Source organism: Pseudoalteromonas sp. PPB1 (assembly GCF_015356275.1).
Classification (GTDB): domain Bacteria; phylum Pseudomonadota; class Gammaproteobacteria; order Enterobacterales; family Alteromonadaceae; genus Pseudoalteromonas; species Pseudoalteromonas rubra_D.
The window spans coordinates 158,569-175,866 of the sequence record NZ_JACEQV010000001.1; the positions used below are offsets into that span (position 1 = coordinate 158,569).

Genomic DNA, 17,298 nt, shown 5'->3' on the forward strand with positions numbered 1-17,298 from the left:
TTCAGCCCCTGCAAAGGGGCTTTAAAAGGTATCGTATGAAGTACTCCTATTTTCTGTTTGTGGTCACAGCATTAGGCCTGCCATTTTGCGCAACCGCTAGCAGTAAAACCGCCGCTGAAGATTTACTTAAACCTTTAACGTGCGAAGTAACAGAGGCGAATATTACTTGCTCGGTGGCGCTGTTCAAATTAAATGCCATGGCGTTAAAGCATGTCCCGCTGACTGCATCAAGATCTATCGAACTGTCCAACACATTGCAGTTGAGTGCAATTGAACACCTGGTATCGGGCAATATTCGCCAAGTCCCGGGATCCGTCGTTAGCTTTGAAACTCTCGATATAACGGGTGAAGGCCATGCCATGCAACATGCACTGGCATTTAAAGAAATGCGCTTTTCACATAAACCACCGAGCAACACCCAGTTCTATGCCAGACACTATAATAGTCCGCTGCCGACTTCCCCTGAAAACCTGCGACAACTTGCAGCACTGGACATGAGCATTGAAGAATTAAACTGGCAAATTAACACACCGAAAAGCAATGTCCATGTGACAGCAACGGGCGCTAAGCAAAATGCGAAACAGGTCAGCAAACCCGGCAGCTATCAAAATGTGACTATTAAGCCGAATTCCAGCTGGCATATAACGCCCGGAGCTTTTCACCTGATGTCACTCAACGCAGGTGAAAACTCTAAAATTGTAATAGAAAGCAACCCTGAAAACACAAACAACACCGTACTTTACGTTCATGGCGACCTGGAGACTCTGCCAGTTATCGATAATCGCACGCATGGCGCACTGGCAGTCATATATCTGGGTTCAACTGACATCAAGCTCTCTCACACCTTTGACGGCGTGTGGTTTTCACCAGATGCCAACCTCACTTTGACAACCTTGCCTGATAATAAGCTACAGGTCGGTCAGTTCAGAGCCAAAAGCATCCAGGTAGAAGCAGGGGTACATATTCAACATTACCCGTTCGATCTGTTCAGCCTGATCCCTGCCGAGCTTGTTGCTGAAGCAGAAGACTTGAATCCTCAGTCTCAACTCAGTGCAATAAATTACAGCAGCGTTCAACTAGAGCAAATGATTGAGGCCCACTTCAACAACTTATTTGGTATGGGAGAAGACGCAAATCAACAGTATGCTAAATCTCTGGAGACCCTGCGCAAAAACGCCCATCTCGTTGTGCCTGAACTGTTCAAAATCTATGATGATACTGCACTTACAGTTGAAGGTCAGATGCGGCGCTGGTCTGCGGTGCATATATTGAGTGAACTGAACAGCCCACTGGCTAATGACAAACTATATGAGATTGCGATCTCCAAACCAGACTACACATTTGCACCAAAAATCTCTTCTGATCACAGTCATGGTCCTTCCTACGAATCTCGTGAATTGAGTATTCGCGCCGCGGCTATGGATGGTATTGCAAACCTGGCTGCACTGGGCTACACGCAAAGTGACGAAACATTAGCAAATTACATACTCGGGCCGGAAGATAAAGAGCCTATGACGCTAAGATATGCCATCAAAGGCTATTTGAAAGGCAATGACACCGAGGTGCGACGTGAGCAATTGCTACGGCACCTGGGCTCGGAGTATAGGGCTTTTATACAAGGAGAATAACCCCCTTTCAAGATTGTCAGGACTGCCCTAAGCAGTCCTGAGCTTATCAGTCACAGCCTTTTTGAATACTGGATGTCCAAACCTTCACTATAAAGTCGTTATAGTCGCGGTCGTTTTGATCTTCCCAGTACTGCTTATCTCCATAAACACGATAATTGGTGGTCAGCTGGTTAGAATTGCCATTAATGGATAACACATAGTCATAACTGGCCCCTTCAATGACATCATAACTGCCTGCGCCACCGTATTCGTCCAGCAATTTCACATAGCTACCATTCACCCGGATACCCCAGTCATTATTGTAGCCTGCGCTTTCGCTGACAAACTGATAATGAATACGGGTGTAGTTATCCGGCGTACAAGCCGGGTCGTTGTCTTCTATGGTGCCCGACACAGACGCGGAACCACTGGTGTATGTTGCCCCCTCAACCACTAAGGTCAGCGCCTCGCTGTCTTCATGGTTGGCATCATCCAGGGTGGCAATATTAATGGTCGCACTGGTTTCGCCCGCAGCAATCGTGACGCTGGCAGATGGCGAGGTGTAATCGCCGGCAGAGGTAGTGTCATCCAGCACACTGACGTCGAGCGTCACATCCTGATAATAGGCATTACTTAAAGCTACTTGATATTCGAGCTGCCCCCCTTCCGATACCGTATCCGTGATTGCTTCGACCGTGAAGGTCGGTTCAGGATCAGTTTCACAACTGGGTGTGGTGTAACAAGCCACAGCCTGATCGGTATTGACTGCCAAATCATTGAGCCGCACGGGCACCGTAGCCAGTAAACAGGTGTTACCCGACTGAGGGTTGAGTTTGTATAGCTTGGAGCGATTCACATGCCCATAGTCGTTGATCAAGGTACGGCTGACAACCACTTCACCGGCCTGATTTAACGCAGCCCCTGTGGCTGCGGTCAGGCTATGGTTCGCCAGTTTAGTGGCCTCGAAGGTGGTTTTATCTATCTGATAAACACTGCGACTGGTGATCAAATACCAGTTGCCATTTTGGATCACTAAGTCGCCACGAAACTTGCCTTTGAGCGAGCCCAGTGCACCCAGCTCTGTCGCTTCACCCGTGTTTTTATTTATTTCATAGAGCTTTTTAAAATCGGTGCCCAGCAGCGCATCGCGCTCGGGATCATACACCATACTCAGCACCTGAGAGGTTCTGCCCACCAGCGTGTGCGTATCGGTAGCAAAATCATAGTATGCCAGGCGCAAATATTTAAAGCGCTTGCCCTCTATTGGAAGGTGCGTTAACTGCTCTGCACTGAGGTTAAGGTGACTCACGTCAACCTGATATTCAAACGGTCTGGGCGCTGACACATAATACATACGTTTGCTGGCCGGGTCATAAGCCAATGCTGATGCACTAAATTCCGCCAGCGTTTGTGCATAGGCACTGTTATCTTGTTCGTTCAGACCAAATAAAATCCCCACATCGCCACGACCCGCATTAATGCCATATAGCTGGCCACTACAAGTGTTCGCGTAAGAAACAGAAGACGCCACCAGGGCAATCAAAGAAAGTGATGTTTTTAGCATGGTAATAAACTCGTTCGGTTCATCCAAATTCAGGCTAATACAACACAAAGTAATGACACATCTACCTCCGCTGTATGATGCGATTTCCTATTCCATTAGGAGTGAGTGCTTCCATTATTATCTTTGCAATCTGAGGCCATGATGCGCGTCAAAACACAAAAAATCAACAAAAAAATAAGAACAATGGATTAATTTAGTACCATAAAAACACCATAATCAGATTTTCTGAACAATCTCAGTACAATACAAGCCGCTTGATTTTTAGTCAGCGCGTACCTATTAAGAAGATTAATTAAGCAAAAGGAATAACGCTGATGAACAACGACGACCTGACCCTGATACAGATAATACTAAAAGCAGGGCTGATTCTCACAATGAGTGTGCTCAGCCTCTGGTGTCTGATCAGGATAGTGAAATGGGCCAAAGGGATGCCCAAAGCCGCTTATCTGGTGATGGCAATCTTTCCATTGCTGTCTTTGTTTCCTATTCCACCGCCCGTATTTAAAAATGTGGCAAAGGCGAAACAAGAGCAGCGTAAGCGTAAAGAAGTGCCCGGTGACCCGCCAGAATAACCATCTTTAAGATAGCCCCCTCTTACAACACCAGCAGGCCTATTCAATTCCCCATGCTATGCATTCAGCCCCTGCATCCATAACTGGCTCAGCAGGGCAAGAGATACGCCTGACGGCGCAGTCGATTCCTCACGGTGTCCGGAAAACAGCTGCTGCGCTAATTGCCGACCAGCAACCTGGGCCATTGTCACTTTTTCAATCCGCAGCTGATAAAACCTGCCGAGTACCACGCTGAGATCGTGCTGCTGTGACATCAGGCAGCTCAACAACCAGGCATCTTCCAGTGCCTGACACGCCCCTTGCCCTGAAGTCGGTAATGCAGCGTGCGCCGCATCACCTATTACAACGACATTGCCTTTATGCCAGTATGGAAGTGGATCTAAATCATGCACAAAAATAGCCCTGACAGATCCCGGCTCAGCATGCCTCAAAACAGATTGAACCGCTTCAGTCCATCCGCCAAATCGCTGCTTTAACTCGCACAGCCAGTCGCGCTGACTACAACTTTTATCGAGCGGTGTGCGCCACGCCCCTGCCCAATAACACGTTTGAGGCTTTACGGGCACAATGCCGAAACGTTCACCAGGATAACGGAAGTCGCCAATACTGTTTGGTAAGATGCCAGGCTCAAGCTGACTGATCCCTATCACATTGATAAATCCCTGGTAGCACGGTGAAACTGGCGAAGTAAATAGCGCCTCACGCGCCACCGAATGCATTCTCCCATCAGCACCAACGACTAAATCATATGTCTGCCTGAGCTTATCTATATCCTGCTCAGTCACTGTGGTTGCAAATGCAATAGATACCCCCTGCGCGCTTAGTGCGTCACCCAATACGTGGATCAAATCACGGCGCAATATGGTCACGGTCGCGTGACCACTGAGCCGATTTAGCTCATCAATATCCAGCGCATTTTGCCGGTTGCCACTGCGGTCATACTGACACACAAACTCGGGTGTTCCACCGGCTCGAATGATGTCCGATGCTAACCCCATTTGCTCTAACACAAACATCGCGTTAGGCCACAACGTGACGCCAGCTCCCATCACCCTGTGCGCGGCTGCACGCTCGTACACCTGCACCTCATGCCCTTGTTTGCTTGCCAGCAGAGCCAGTGCCATACCAGCAACGCCAGCCCCTATAATCGCAATTCGCTTTTTCTGCATTATTCACTCCATTCAATATCTTGAGTGCAGTGTGACAAAGCAGCTAAATGGGATAAATATGATAAAATGGCTTTATAAATCCCATTTTATGAGATAGTAAATGATCGAAAGGACTGATATTCAGTGGCTATTGAGCTTTGCCGCAGTCTATGAAAAGTTAAGCTTTAAGCAGGCTGCACAACATCGCCAGCTGCCCACATCCAATATCAGCCGCCATGTGGCCCAGCTGGAGCAACACTTAAACACCCGGCTGCTGGAGCGAACAACACGAAAAATGCGCCCGACAGCGGCAGGCAAACAACTTTATCTGACACTTAAGCCGCTCATTCAAACAATGGATGATGCACTGACAGAGGTGTCTCAGCACCATGACGCGTTGTCTGGCCACCTCAATCTGGTCATGCCAGATTTGCCTGTACTGGCAACGCTTATTGCCAATTTCTGCCACCAACACCCTGATATACAACTCAGTTGTGATACACAATTAAACCCCACTGAAGGCATGCTGGAGGGATTAGATTTGGTGGTGCGCTTTGGCCGGGGCACACTGGAAGACTCGGGCTGGGTAGCGCAAGCCCTTCTGCATCTGCCCAGCTGTGTTGTGGGTGCACCTGAGCTGCTGCACCGTCATGCACATGTGCATTCGCTGGATACACTCAGTAAAGTGCCCTGTATTACCAGCCTGACCGCGCTACAGGGCACCCCGTGGCGATTCAAACACAATAGAACCTTGCATGTGCAATCCAGTTATAAAGTGAATAGTGGCCACATGGCCAAAGCTGCCGCAATCCAGGGACTGGGCTTTGCCATTTTACCGCGACATATGTGCCAGACAGAGCTGGAGGCAGGCACTTTAGTGGAGCTCACGTTAGACCATGAGCCGGAAGATCTGGTGTTATATGCATTTTACTCAGGTCGTAAATACCCGCAGAAAAAAGTCACTGCGCTCCTATCACACCTTAAAACAGGGTTAAGTGAGCTAATGGATACACCGGCAAAGTAAACATATTCAAATCAACAACGGTCAGACGGGGCTCAAATACACATCTTTCAAGGAGCATGCACGAGGGACTGAACCTGATAGCCCTGATCCGCGAAGAAAAGGCCAGTGCCACCCATAACTACCGCGCGTTGCCTGGATATGCCCAGAAAGCTCCTTATCTCTCAAGCCCCCACTCAGTTGTATACTTTGTTTTTCATCAACATATAAGCTTCAACAAACGCTGGCTTACCTTCCCATACGCGGCTCTCAAAGCAAATGTATGATTTTCTCGCAGTGACGTTAGCCGTTTTACATTGAGTTTACCTGGGTTGATTTAATCTGTGACTCAACAGCGAACAACCACCCAATTCAAGGAAACACCATGCGTACAAAGACTATCAAGCCAAAACAAGGCGCACTGACAACATTGATCTCCGCGGCCCTATTCAGCCTGGCATCACATACGGTGACAGCGTCTGACGTAACAGTTACCAAAAACATGGCGCCAATCGCAGCGCACACGGCCTCACACACGCTCGATACACACATAGAGCACTTACTCGCAGAGCACCACTTACCGGGTTTAGTGCTGATGGTGAAACACCAAAATAAACTGGTACATTACAATGCGTACGGCAAAGTAAACGTCAAGAAATCCAAACCAATGACAAAAGATGCGCTGTTCCGTATTTTTTCAATGAGTAAACCCATCACTTCAGTGGCTTTATTACAGTTAGTAGACAGAGGTCAGATCACTTTAACGGATGATATTCGCAAATTTTTACCTGAGCTGGATGTGCTCGAAGTTGATGGACAACCACATACGGTCACCATCCATCACTTGCTCTCGCATACCGCCGGATTTGGTTATGGCGGTGGGCTAAAAAGCTGGGTTGATATTCGCTACTTATTGGCTAACCCACTGAGCCGCGGCAATACCCTGGACGAGATGATTGATGACCTGTCTGGCATAGACCTTAAGTTTACGCCGGGGGAACGCTTTGAGTATTCGATTGCCAGCGATATTCAAGGTGCCATTATCGAAAAAGTGTCAGGCCTGCCTTTAGATACCTATCTGACACGTTATCTTTTTGAGCCACTCAACATGCAAGACACCCATTTCTCGGTACCAAAGGGCAGCGAGCACCGGCTGGTTGATATGTATGAGTATGACGCGACGACCTTTGAAGAAGCCTACGTATTCAACAAAGACAAAATTCTCTTTAGTGAAAAAGGCGCAGATAGCGACTATTTAAACAAACCGGTGTTACTTTCGGGTGGTGGCGGGCTTATCTCAACTGCACAAGATTACAGTAACTTCGTTTCTATGCTTTCGAATCAGGGGAAATTTAATGGCCAGACCCTGTTATCAGAGCACTTGGTTGACACTATGCTCAGTTCGAAAACGCAGGGGCTGGACACGCACTTTATGCCACGGGTATACAAAGGCGTGGGTTTTGGTTACGGTGTGGGAGTTAAAGAAGCTACCGACGATCTTCGTCAGGAAGGCACCTTCTTTTGGGGTGGTATGGGCGGTACAATATTCTGGAGCGACCCAAAATCTCAGCTTGAAGTGGTCGCGATGATGCAGGTAGAAGATGGCTGGGTGGCACTCGAAAAGTGGTTAATCCCCCACATTTATACCCTTATTGACGCACCTCATTTGCGTGCTCAAAACGCTAATACCGAGTTATAAAGTGAATTAAACATGGCGCATATTCTGGTAGTTGAAGATGATATGGATATTGCACAAGGCATTGCTGAGTTCTTGGAACCCAAAGGACATGAACTCGACTTTGCCTACACAGGTAAACAAGCCCTCGTTTTACTAGAGCAAAACCGTTATCAACTCGTTTTGTTAGATATCAACTTACCATTTGTGAATGGTTACGATGTCTGCCGTCAGTTGTCAGACAACGCACTGGGCCAGCATTTAGCCAAAATTCCGGTGATCATGATGTCTTCTCGTAGCCACGAGCAAGACATCCTGCAAGGCTTTGCCAGTGGTGCCTGGGATTACTTAAAAAAGCCCTTCTCTTTTGCCGAGCTGACTGCCCGGATCGACGTTGGATTAATGAAATCAATGCCACCAACCACGCCAACCGATGTCATTACCTTTGACAACGTGACACTCGACCCGGAGACATTGCTGCTCACCTATCAGAACACAAGTCTGCAGCTACATAATATCGGTTATGAGATATTAAAATTGCTTATTTCTCAGGCTCCAGGCGTGGTAAAGACACAAACGCTCCATGCCCATTTATGGCCAGATGAAACGCCAGACAGCGACCCGCTCAGAGCACACATATACAAACTGAGAAAACAACTCAAAGCTCACTTCGATGAAGATTTTATCGAGACGATCAAAGGAGTCGGATACAAATTTACCCTGGCCAGGAATCATGTTGTTTAATTCATCAAGTCAACCCACCTTACTCTCACGTGTCAGGCAACACAGCTTATGGCTCGCATTAACGCTGTTCTTGCTCTTTTCAGGTATGACCCTGTTTATTGTCTTTGCTTTGGAAGATGCCGTTTTTAAAGATCAACTTAAGCAGACCTATCACGTGATCCAGCAAGGTGGATCATTACCCGCTAACATGACCTTAGTCACACAGACCGATACCTTCACTCTGTCTGACAGTGAGCAGCTTAAATACTTTGAGTTTGACGCGCACTTTGGAGAATTTAACCAGGGTGATCAGCATTTTCATTTTATGAAAACCGATCTTGGCGTCCTGCTCCTCAATAGCTCAGAGTTGGGGATCATATCCCGCGCCATCGATGATATTTTGGTAATTTTATTGTTGATGTTGCTGCCCACATTACTTCTGACCTACTGGTTTTCTAATAAGCTCTCTGCAAAAGCACTGCAGCCATTTAGCAAAATCCACCATGCCATTGCTTCTGAGCACTTGCACATCAATGAGTTCAAAGCCGCACTGTGCGACATTGAAGAACAAGATATTCAAGTCATTGCAAAAAAATTAGTGACTGCACTGGAACAAAAAACACACCTGTTGCAGCAGCAAATTGCCTTTAATCAAGGTATGGCCCATGAGATAAGAACGCCCTTGCAAGTGATGTCGCACTCGATGGAGCTGATCAGTGCCTCAACACCCGAAATAGCCTCACTAAAGTCATATCATCGTCTCGACAAGGCCATTGCGAGAATGCACCGGATCAGCAGTGCATTGCTGTGGCTTACATCAGATGCAGAAGAGCAACATACCACACAGGTCCGCCATATACTCGACACCGTTCTATCGGAGTCTCAGGCACTGATAGCCCTGCATCAAATTGATGTGCGAATTAATGAGCCAGATCCGCTCAATGCACTCAAATTGCCAGTCCCTGAGACCGTTTTAGAACTGGTTATATTGAATCTATTAACCAATGTGATCCATCATTGCCAAACATCAGAGGCCGATAAATACTGGCAGATTAGCATCAGCCCATCCCAGATCCGTTTCTGCAATCCCACGGTGCAAACGCCGGATGAAACATCGACTCATGAAAACTTTGGTCTGGGACTGCAGTTAGTAACCGCGTTGATGGATAAATTTAATGTGGGCTTTGAAGCCCAACACAACAACCAGGTATTTAGCGTTTCACTGAGTATTAAGAAACCTGGCCCCTGAACGTTTGGCGCGAAGGCTCTATATCCAGATATTTTAAAAACCGGCAGAGCCGCCCTTCGCATGCATCGGCAATCCTCTCCTTGCAGTGCGCACTGAGCCCTTGCGGTAATGCGATACCCTTGTCTCCCATTGTGTAGGCATCAAACACGCCATTTTCTCCTTGATAGACAATGGAGAAATTCAAGGCAATTGCACTCCCACCCAGATACCTCTCACCCCAGCTAGGTACAGATATAACCATGTCACCATTCATGTTGTAGTTGCCTGACATCTGTATCACCTTTTGCCGCAGTGACTCCCCATTTTCTCCGGCATAAGATGACGGCATATAATAATTGACCACATAGAAATCGTAACCTGCAGCAATCAGTGAATTGTGACTATCAATGAATGATGCTCGGTAAATGGGCTCATCTGCGGCTGAGATATGGTATTCAAGCGCAGGAAAACAGCCCTTTAGCTCGATATCATGATCCCAAAAGTAGCTACACCCAGCCAAAACAGTGCCCGCCATGGTCAGACATACCAATTTTAGTGGTGCCTTTAACCTCTGCATAATCGCCTCACTGTGTCCTGTTCACAGCAATATTTTTGAACATACAGCTATTTTAATCAAACACTTATACCAATTTGCTTAATTAAGTGTTCTATTTTGAGGCGAGAAAATATAGTCGATAACTAGGCAAAAATTTTGCTATTTAGTTGTTCTAAATGAGAAATTTTTAACGCTGTTAGCGTCATATTTGCTCCTTCAAATAGACCAGGTATTAAGTGAAATTGGTATTAAATAGAGTCTTTCGAACAAAAAAGAATAAGAGACAACGACTTTGAAATACCTGGGTATGTGAAGATGGATCCTAAATCGGGTAATGAGGTCAATGTCAGCGAGTGTGAGTAAAGAGGAAACAAGCAGGCATAATAAGCATTATGCCTGCTAATAGATTAAGATTCGTCTGATAACTGCTCGTTGTCTTGCGAGTCTGTGGCATCCTGGCCATTGAATTCAATTTCAAACCCATCGACCCGTTGCAAGCCTCTGGGCAACTTATTACCGCGACGACCTCGTTCACCATAGTAGTGCTCCAGATCGCCAGGTTTAAGCGTAAGTTTTCGCTTACCAGCATGTAAGGTCACGGCACAGCCATCAGGTATTGCTGCAAGCACTTTTACAAACTCCTCACGGGCCTGCACTTTGGCACTCGGGATAGAGATGATCTTATTGCCTTTACCTTTGGCCAACTTGGGCAGGTCGCGCAATGGGAAGATCAACATCCGGCCTTCGTTAGAGATCGCCATACAACGATCGGTAGCCACATCGCCTACGGTGATGGGTGCCATCAGCTCTGCCCCTTTCGGGATGCTGACCAGGGCCTTACCGTTTTTGTTTTTACTGACCAGGTCGTTAAACTCAGCAATAAAACCATAACCCCCATCAGTCGCCATCAGGTAGAGCGACTGCTCTTCTCCCATCACTACATGTTCAAAATTAGTCCCCGCAGCCAGATTAAAGCGACCTGTCATCGGCTCCCCCTGGCTACGAGCGGATGGTAGGCTATGCGCATCGGTAGCAAATGCCCGGCCGGAGCTGTCGAGGAACACCGCAGGCTGATTACTACGACCTTTCGCAGACGCTTTATAGCTGTCCCCGGCGCGATAATTAAGCCCTTCAGCATCAATGTCGTGACCTTTAGCAACCCGGGCCCAGCCTTTTTCAGACAGCACCACAGTGACTGATTCCGACGGGATCAGATCTTTCTCACTTAGAGCTTTAGCTTCAAGGCGCTCAACAACTGGTGAACGACGCTCATCGCCGTACAACTCGGCGGCTTCACGAATTTCTTTTTTCAGCAACGTCGACATTCTGCGCTCTGAGCCCAGTGTCTGCTCCAACTTGTCACGCTCAGCACTCAGTTCATCCTGCTCGCCGCGGATCTTCATTTCTTCAAGCTTCGCCAGGTGACGCAGCTTTAAGTCTAAAATGGCTTCAGCCTGTTTGTCCGACAGCCCAAAGCGGTTCATTAACTCTTCTTTTGGCTTGTCTTCGGTACGAATGATCTCAATCACTTCGTCGATATTCAAAAAGGCAATCATTAAACCTTCAAGAATATGCAAGCGTGCCAGCACCTTATCGAGGCGATGCTGCAAGCGACGACGCACCGTATCACGACGGAACACCAGCCACTCGGCCAGGATAGTGCGCAAATCTTTGACCTGAGGACGACCATCCAGGCCAATCATGTTGAGGTTAACCCGGTAGTTCTTTTCCAGATCTGTGGTGGCAAACAGGTGCGCCATCAGCGGCTCAACTTTGACGCGATTTGAACGCGGTACCACCACAATACGGGTGGGGTTTTCATGGTCTGATTCATCGCGCAAATCGGCGACCATGGGCAGCTTTTTGGCAGTCATCTGTGCTGCAATCTGCTCCAGCACTTTGCCACCAGACACCTGATGCGGCAGCGCAGTGATCACCACTTCGCCCTGATCTTCTTCATACACCGCACGCATTTTGATGGAACCACGTCCAGTGGTGTAAATCTTCTGGATCTCCGCTTTCGGTGTGATGATTTCAGCTTCGGTCGGATAATCTGGCGCCTGGACCATCTCCAGTACTTCTTCCAGAGTGGTTTTTGGCTTATCCAGCAAAGTACAGCAGGCTTCGGCCAGCTCGCGCACATTGTGTGGTGGAATGTCTGTGGCCATGCCCACGGCAATCCCGGTAACACCGTTGAGCAGAATGTGCGGCAACCGTGCCGGCAACACCATAGGCTCGTTCATGGTGCCGTCAAAGTTCGGGATCCAGTCAACTGTGCCCTGTCCAAGCTCTTTCAATAACACTTCTGAGAACTTCGACAAACGCGCTTCAGTGTAACGCATTGCCGCAAACGATTTAGGGTCGTCAGCAGCACCCCAGTTACCCTGACCATCGATCAGTGGATAACGGTAAGAGAACGGCTGCGCCATTAACACCATGGCTTCGTAACAGGCACTGTCACCGTGTGGGTGGTATTTACCCAACACGTCACCCACAGTACGGGCAGATTTTTTATACTTAGCCGCGGCCGACAGGCCCAGCTCACTCATGGCATACACAATACGCCTTTGTACTGGCTTAAGACCGTCGCCAATATGCGGCAAGGCCCGGTCCATGATCACATACATGGAGTAATTGAGATAGGCGTCTTCTGTGAAGCGGCCCATCGCCAGTTGTTCAATCCCCTGCAAGGACAGGGTTTGCGGATCTGTCATGATACACCTTATTGTTTGTTGTACCGCACACGAGTTATCGCGTTGGCGTAATCATCCGAATTCAATTCTTAGCAGCAAGCTTAGACTTCTGCTTTATCACCATGTTGTTCCAGCCAGCTCTTTCTGTCGCCGGCACGCTTCTTCGCCAGTAGCATGTCCATCACTTCGAGCGTCTCTTCGGGCTCATCCAGGGTCAGTTGCACCAGACGGCGGGTATTTGGATCCATGGTGGTTTCGCGCAGCTGCATCGGGTTCATTTCACCCAATCCTTTAAAGCGCTGAACATTGACTTTACCGCGCTTTTTCTCTGCTTCAATGCGATCTAATATGCCGCGCTTTTCATCTTCGTCCAGCGCATAGAACACCTCTTTACCAACATCGATACGGAACAGCGGTGGCATGGCCACATACACATGACCACGACGTACCAGTTCTGGAAAGTGCTTAACAAACAAGGCACACAACAAGGTGGCAATATGGAGTCCGTCGGAGTCAGCATCGGCCAGAATACACACTTTGCCGTAGCGCAGCGCTGACAGGTCTTCGGAATCCGGGTCTATGCCCAAAGCCACAGAGATGTCGTGAACTTCCTGTGAAGCCAAAATCTGCCCGGAATCGACTTCCCAGGTATTCAGGATTTTACCCCGCAACGGCATGATGGCCTGAAACTCACGATCGCGCGCTTGTTTGGCTGAACCGCCCGCCGAGTCCCCTTCCACCAGAAACAGCTCAGAGCGCTCGGTTTCTGAGCCAGAACAGTCGGTCAGTTTACCGGGTAATGCCGGGCCACTGGTGACCTTTTTACGCACCACTTTTTTAGCTGCTCGCATACGTTTCTGCGCATTGCTGATACACAACTCAGCCAGGGCTTCGGCGGTGTCTGTGTGCTCATTTAGCCACAGACTGAAGGCATCTTTTACAATGCCCGAAACAAACGTAGCGCAAGAGCGTGATGATAGTTTTTCTTTGGTTTGACCGGCAAATTGCGGATCCTGCATTTTCACCGATAATACATAGCTGCACTTGTCCCACACATCGTCTGGAGTCAATTTCACGCCGCGTGGTAACAGGTTACGGAATTCACAAAACTCACGCATGGCTTCCAGCAGGCCCTGACGCAGGCCGTTGACGTGTGTTCCACCTTGCGCAGTTGGGATCAGGTTCACATAGCTTTCGGTAATAGACTCGCCGCCCTCAGGCAACCAGTGTAATGCCCAGTCAACCCCTTCGGTTGAACCGCTGAAACTGCCCACAAACGGGCTTTGCGGCAAGGTCTCATACCCTTTCGCACTGTCTTTTAAGTAATCTTCCAGACCCGACTCGTAGCACCACTCCTGCGTTTCTTTGGTTTGTTTATTGATAAAACGAATACGCAGGCCAGGACATAATACCGCTTTGGCTTTCAGCAGATAATTGAGCTTGCTGAGTGAGAAGTTAGCAGAATCAAAATAGCTGGCGTCAGGCCAAAACTGGACTGAAGTGCCGGTATTGCGTTTCCCAACTGTGCCTGTGACTTCTAAATCTTCGACTTTGTCGCCGTGCTCAAAGGCCATCTGATACACCTGAGCATCGCGCTTAACCGTGATCTCAACCCGGGTCGATAAGGCATTCACTACCGAGATACCTACCCCGTGCAGACCCCCGGAAAATTGATAGTTTTTATTGGAGAATTTACCACCAGCGTGCAGTTTGGTCAGGATCAGCTCGACCCCCGGGATCCCTTCTTCAGGGTGGATATCCACGGGCATGCCGCGGCCATCGTCGATCACCTGCAGCGAGTTATCTTCATGCAAGATCACATCGATCTTACTGGCATGACCGGCCAGGGCTTCATCGACACTGTTGTCTATCACTTCCTGACCCAGGTGGTTCGGTCGTGTGGTGTCGGTATACATGCCAGGTCGGCGTTTCACCGGCTCCAGGCCATTCAACACCTCAATGGCTTCGGCATTATAATTCTGCTGACTCATAATTGGATCTGATTTTCTTCGCTTGTGTTGGTGATGTTAAGAAACCTGACTAGGGTCTCAAAGTAACGCTCAAAACCCATAAAACTATGGTCCCCGCCAAATTCAATGTGGCCGGGGCTGGCGCTGAAGTAGTTCACCGCCTCTTGATAGGGTAACACTTCATCGCCGCTTTGTTGTAGCAATAAAATATTTTCTGGTGAGTGCAGAGACTCAACGTAGAGCTGACGCAAAGTTTCAACATGCTGGTGCGTCAGCGTGTAATGCTGTTGTTGGTAAGGATTATACTGAGGACCGAGATAATCATGCAACAATTCAAATGGTCTTACCGCCGGGTTCACAACCACAGCGCGCAAACCGTGCTGCTGCGCCAGATAGGTGGCGTAATACCCGCCCAGGGAGCTACCGATCAGCGCGGTGTCTGCATCTATTAATTGCTCAAGCTGCACAATAGCAACCGCCGGATCGTAGTGCAAACGCGGCGTCAGATAGCAACAGGGAAACGCTTGCTGCGCAAGCCACTGCCTTAACTGTTGCGCTTTGAAGGACTGCTCTGAGCTATTAAAGCCATGAATATAAATTAGTTTGTGAGCCATTTGACCTCAGTATGCAACCCCTGTGCTGTCCAGTGAACTAGGCGGTAAGCAGGGCCTGTGTTGTGCTGCTGCCAGTCACTTGTATGCTTAGCGAACTGGATAGAAGTCGCCGGCGTGGCGTAGACAGGTAAAGAACGAAACGACTGGCTATACGCATTATGTACATGACCATGAATAAGCGCCTCAACACGTTGGCTGTTGACCAACGTATTCAGCAGTTGAGGCCCATTTTCCAGCATATGCTTGTCAAGATAACCGTCAATCGGCAGTGGGTGATGATGACAAAAGGTCAAAACAGCGTGATCACCGTCACTTAATTGTCGCTGCAACTCCGTCAGGTGTTCAGCCTCACACCAACCTGCAGGCGTTGGCCCCTTGCTATTGAGCAACATAATATCACCCAGTTCACATTGTAAAAGCTTGGCAGCACTGATCTGCCCTTCACTGATCTGTGTCAGCAAAGTCAGATCATCGTGATTCCCCGGTACCCAAAACAACGGACATTCAAGCGCCGATTGCGCCACCAGCTCAGCGAATAATGCATACGAGGCCGCACTGTGGTCCTGAGTTAAGTCACCGCCAAATACCACTCCATCCAGTTGCTCCTGCGCCAAAGCATTGAGCACCCTGATGAAGTGTTTCGCCGTATTGACTTCAAAATAGCATCCATCGCGGCTGCTAAACAGGTGGCTGTCTGTGATATGTGCCAGACGTAACTCTGCCCCGTAAAACTGATGACGTTGTTCAAACCAAGCCATTATTGACATCCCAGTTGAGTGGTATCCGGCCACTTTCGAGACACGCCATCAGCCAGTCCGCTAAAAACGCATTGAGCTGGTATTTTTCATCTTTATGATGCATATCCGGATTAGGGTAGCGATAAGATGGCTTAATGCGCTGGTGAAAATCGTGATGGATCACCTCTGCCACTTTGGCATCGTGGTAAAGGCGCACAGACAACACAAAATCATCCAGATGGGCGCTGATCTGTTGTTTCTGAACCACCGCAATATCCGTGGTATAGCGAGCAATACCATCAATGCGGATCTGATAACTTGCGGCCCCAAGGTGCAACTCCCGACTATTTCCGACGGTTTCTTCAGGCAGCAGTTTCAGTGCCCGCAAATAATTGCGCTCACACAGGGTAATGTATTTCGGTAAAGACTGGATGTATTCTTTTTGCATAACCGCTGATCAAACGACCTCACTTTATACCGGCTGAGATTGCCACTGCGCCAACATCTTGGGTTTGTGTAACGCCAACCATTGTAGACTAATCACAGTGGCAGCGTTATCAATTTCCTCACTTTCCAGTCTCGCCATAGCATCGCTAAAGGGTATCACATGCACTTTGATGTCTTCCCCTTCTTCTGGTAAACCATAAATGCCCCCCGCCTGGCTCAAATCAGCCTTAGCTAGGTACAAATACAAACGCTCCGTCGTGCCGCCCGGACTGGACAGGTAAGATGTCATGTAATGCAGCTCATCTAACTCAAGTCCAGCTTCTTCCATCGCTTCTTTGCGCACCACCCCTTTATAATCCAGACTGCCCTCAGCCATACCTGCAATGCATTCGAGTAACCATGGAGAGTCTTTAGTTGCCAGTGCTCCAATGCGGATCTGCTCGATAAGTAATACCTGATCCGTCACAGGGTCATAAGGCAACACCGCCACGGCATGACCGCGCTCTAGTATCTCACGGTGGATAGTCTGGGACTGACCACCGGCAAATAACGCATGTTTAAAGCTATACAGGTCAATTTTAAAGAATTCGTCATAACACCGCTTAGGCGCTTCTAATGCGACGTCCTGATGATTAAATTGTGCAATTGGTTTCATGTTTCATCTCATTTTTTTCTTGATCGGGGTTTAATTTTTAACCCTGAACCCCCATCATAGGTATTCTCGAATTTTATCTTATTTTACTGCTCGTTACCTGCCAGAAGTC

Annotated in this window: 15 protein-coding genes; 6 read left to right on the forward strand and 9 right to left on the reverse strand. The window is 48.4% G+C overall.

Annotation, left to right across the window (positions count from 1 at the left end; all coding sequences use genetic code 11):
• The first annotated feature begins 35 nt into the window (after positions 1-35).
• Complete coding sequence (locus IY568_RS00725) at positions 36-1,628, forward strand: hypothetical protein (protein ID WP_194866535.1); 1,593 nt, start codon at positions 36-38, stop codon at positions 1,626-1,628.
• A 46-nt stretch (positions 1,629-1,674) separates the two neighbouring features.
• Here the strand turns inward: IY568_RS00725 and IY568_RS00730 are convergent, their stop codons facing one another.
• On the reverse strand, positions 1,675-3,171 hold the full coding sequence (locus tag IY568_RS00730; RefSeq protein WP_125558101.1) for a Calx-beta domain-containing protein: 1,497 nt from the start codon (positions 3,169-3,171) through the stop codon (positions 1,675-1,677).
• Between the two features lie 314 nt (positions 3,172-3,485).
• Between IY568_RS00730 and IY568_RS00735 the strand changes: the two genes are divergently transcribed.
• Entirely contained in the window at positions 3,486-3,743 is a 258-nt protein-coding gene (locus IY568_RS00735) for a hypothetical protein (RefSeq protein WP_228553056.1), read from the forward strand.
• Positions 3,744-3,799: 56 nt separating this feature from the next.
• Here IY568_RS00735 and IY568_RS00740 read toward each other — a convergent pair whose 3' ends face one another.
• Positions 3,800-4,912 carry an FAD-dependent monooxygenase gene (locus IY568_RS00740; RefSeq protein ID WP_194866536.1) on the reverse strand — a complete coding sequence of 371 codons (1,113 nt, stop codon included), beginning with the start codon at positions 4,910-4,912 and terminating at the stop codon, positions 3,800-3,802.
• Between the two features lie 100 nt (positions 4,913-5,012).
• Here IY568_RS00740 and IY568_RS00745 point away from each other — a divergent pair, with 100 nt between their 5' ends.
• The 4 genes from IY568_RS00745 (at position 5,013) to IY568_RS00760 (ending at position 9,538) form a co-directional block, all read left to right on the forward strand.
• Entirely contained in the window at positions 5,013-5,915 is a 903-nt protein-coding gene (locus IY568_RS00745) for a LysR family transcriptional regulator (RefSeq protein ID WP_194866537.1), read from the forward strand.
• Positions 5,916-6,276: 361 nt separating this feature from the next.
• Positions 6,277-7,590, forward strand: a complete 1,314-nt coding sequence (locus IY568_RS00750) for a serine hydrolase domain-containing protein (protein ID WP_194866538.1) — start codon at positions 6,277-6,279, stop codon at positions 7,588-7,590.
• Between the two features lie 12 nt (positions 7,591-7,602).
• Positions 7,603-8,310 (forward strand): response regulator transcription factor, encoded by a 708-nt coding sequence (locus IY568_RS00755; RefSeq protein ID WP_194866539.1) that lies wholly within the window; start codon positions 7,603-7,605, stop codon positions 8,308-8,310.
• Positions 8,300-9,538, forward strand: coding sequence for a sensor histidine kinase (locus IY568_RS00760; protein ID WP_125558111.1), 1,239 nt, complete (start codon positions 8,300-8,302; stop codon positions 9,536-9,538). The genes IY568_RS00755 and IY568_RS00760 overlap by 11 nt, the downstream gene beginning before the upstream one ends.
• On the opposite strand, the gene IY568_RS00765 is transcribed toward IY568_RS00760, so the two are convergent.
• The 7 genes from IY568_RS00765 to IY568_RS00795 form a co-directional block, all read right to left on the reverse strand.
• A complete protein-coding gene (locus tag IY568_RS00765) occupies positions 9,519-10,094 on the reverse strand; it encodes a hypothetical protein (protein WP_125558113.1) in 576 nt (191 codons plus the stop codon). The genes IY568_RS00760 and IY568_RS00765 overlap by 20 nt on opposite strands.
• A gap of 386 nt (positions 10,095-10,480) precedes the next feature.
• A complete protein-coding gene (gene parC / locus IY568_RS00770; RefSeq protein WP_125558115.1) occupies positions 10,481-12,787 on the reverse strand; it encodes a DNA topoisomerase IV subunit A in 2,307 nt (768 codons plus the stop codon).
• A gap of 80 nt (positions 12,788-12,867) precedes the next feature.
• A complete protein-coding gene (gene parE, locus IY568_RS00775) occupies positions 12,868-14,757 on the reverse strand; it encodes a DNA topoisomerase IV subunit B (RefSeq protein WP_010383065.1) in 1,890 nt (629 codons plus the stop codon).
• A complete protein-coding gene (locus IY568_RS00780; RefSeq protein WP_194866540.1) occupies positions 14,754-15,350 on the reverse strand; it encodes a YqiA/YcfP family alpha/beta fold hydrolase in 597 nt (198 codons plus the stop codon). Before IY568_RS00780 ends, parE begins: the two co-directional genes overlap by 4 nt.
• Positions 15,335-16,108: a metallophosphoesterase gene (locus IY568_RS00785; RefSeq protein WP_194866541.1), complete on the reverse strand. Its 774-nt coding sequence runs from the start codon at positions 16,106-16,108 to the stop codon at positions 15,335-15,337. Before IY568_RS00785 ends, IY568_RS00780 begins: the two co-directional genes overlap by 16 nt.
• Positions 16,095-16,535: a DUF1249 domain-containing protein gene (locus IY568_RS00790; protein WP_138536176.1), complete on the reverse strand. Its 441-nt coding sequence runs from the start codon at positions 16,533-16,535 to the stop codon at positions 16,095-16,097. Before IY568_RS00790 ends, IY568_RS00785 begins: the two co-directional genes overlap by 14 nt.
• A gap of 24 nt (positions 16,536-16,559) precedes the next feature.
• Positions 16,560-17,189, reverse strand: a complete 630-nt coding sequence (locus IY568_RS00795; protein WP_194866542.1) for an NUDIX domain-containing protein — start codon at positions 17,187-17,189, stop codon at positions 16,560-16,562.
• Between the last annotated feature and the right edge of the window lie 109 nt (positions 17,190-17,298).

Coding starts and splice junctions, on each gene's coding strand:
- IY568_RS00725 (WP_194866535.1), top strand. CDS start 36: ATGAAGTACTCCTATTTTCTGTTTGTGGTCACAGCATTAGGCCTGCCA.
- IY568_RS00730 (WP_125558101.1), bottom strand. CDS start 3,171: ATGCTAAAAACATCACTTTCTTTGATTGCCCTGGTGGCGTCTTCTGTT.
- IY568_RS00735 (WP_228553056.1), top strand. CDS start 3,486: ATGAACAACGACGACCTGACCCTGATACAGATAATACTAAAAGCAGGG.
- IY568_RS00740 (WP_194866536.1), bottom strand. CDS start 4,912: ATGCAGAAAAAGCGAATTGCGATTATAGGGGCTGGCGTTGCTGGTATG.
- IY568_RS00745 (WP_194866537.1), top strand. CDS start 5,013: ATGATCGAAAGGACTGATATTCAGTGGCTATTGAGCTTTGCCGCAGTC.
- IY568_RS00750 (WP_194866538.1), top strand. CDS start 6,277: ATGCGTACAAAGACTATCAAGCCAAAACAAGGCGCACTGACAACATTG.
- IY568_RS00755 (WP_194866539.1), top strand. CDS start 7,603: ATGGCGCATATTCTGGTAGTTGAAGATGATATGGATATTGCACAAGGC.
- IY568_RS00760 (WP_125558111.1), top strand. CDS start 8,300: ATGTTGTTTAATTCATCAAGTCAACCCACCTTACTCTCACGTGTCAGG.
- IY568_RS00765 (WP_125558113.1), bottom strand. CDS start 10,094: ATGCAGAGGTTAAAGGCACCACTAAAATTGGTATGTCTGACCATGGCG.
- parC (WP_125558115.1), bottom strand. CDS start 12,787: ATGACAGATCCGCAAACCCTGTCCTTGCAGGGGATTGAACAACTGGCG.
- parE (WP_010383065.1), bottom strand. CDS start 14,757: ATGAGTCAGCAGAATTATAATGCCGAAGCCATTGAGGTGTTGAATGGC.
- IY568_RS00780 (WP_194866540.1), bottom strand. CDS start 15,350: ATGGCTCACAAACTAATTTATATTCATGGCTTTAATAGCTCAGAGCAG.
- IY568_RS00785 (WP_194866541.1), bottom strand. CDS start 16,108: ATGGCTTGGTTTGAACAACGTCATCAGTTTTACGGGGCAGAGTTACGT.
- IY568_RS00790 (WP_138536176.1), bottom strand. CDS start 16,535: ATGCAAAAAGAATACATCCAGTCTTTACCGAAATACATTACCCTGTGT.
- IY568_RS00795 (WP_194866542.1), bottom strand. CDS start 17,189: ATGAAACCAATTGCACAATTTAATCATCAGGACGTCGCATTAGAAGCG.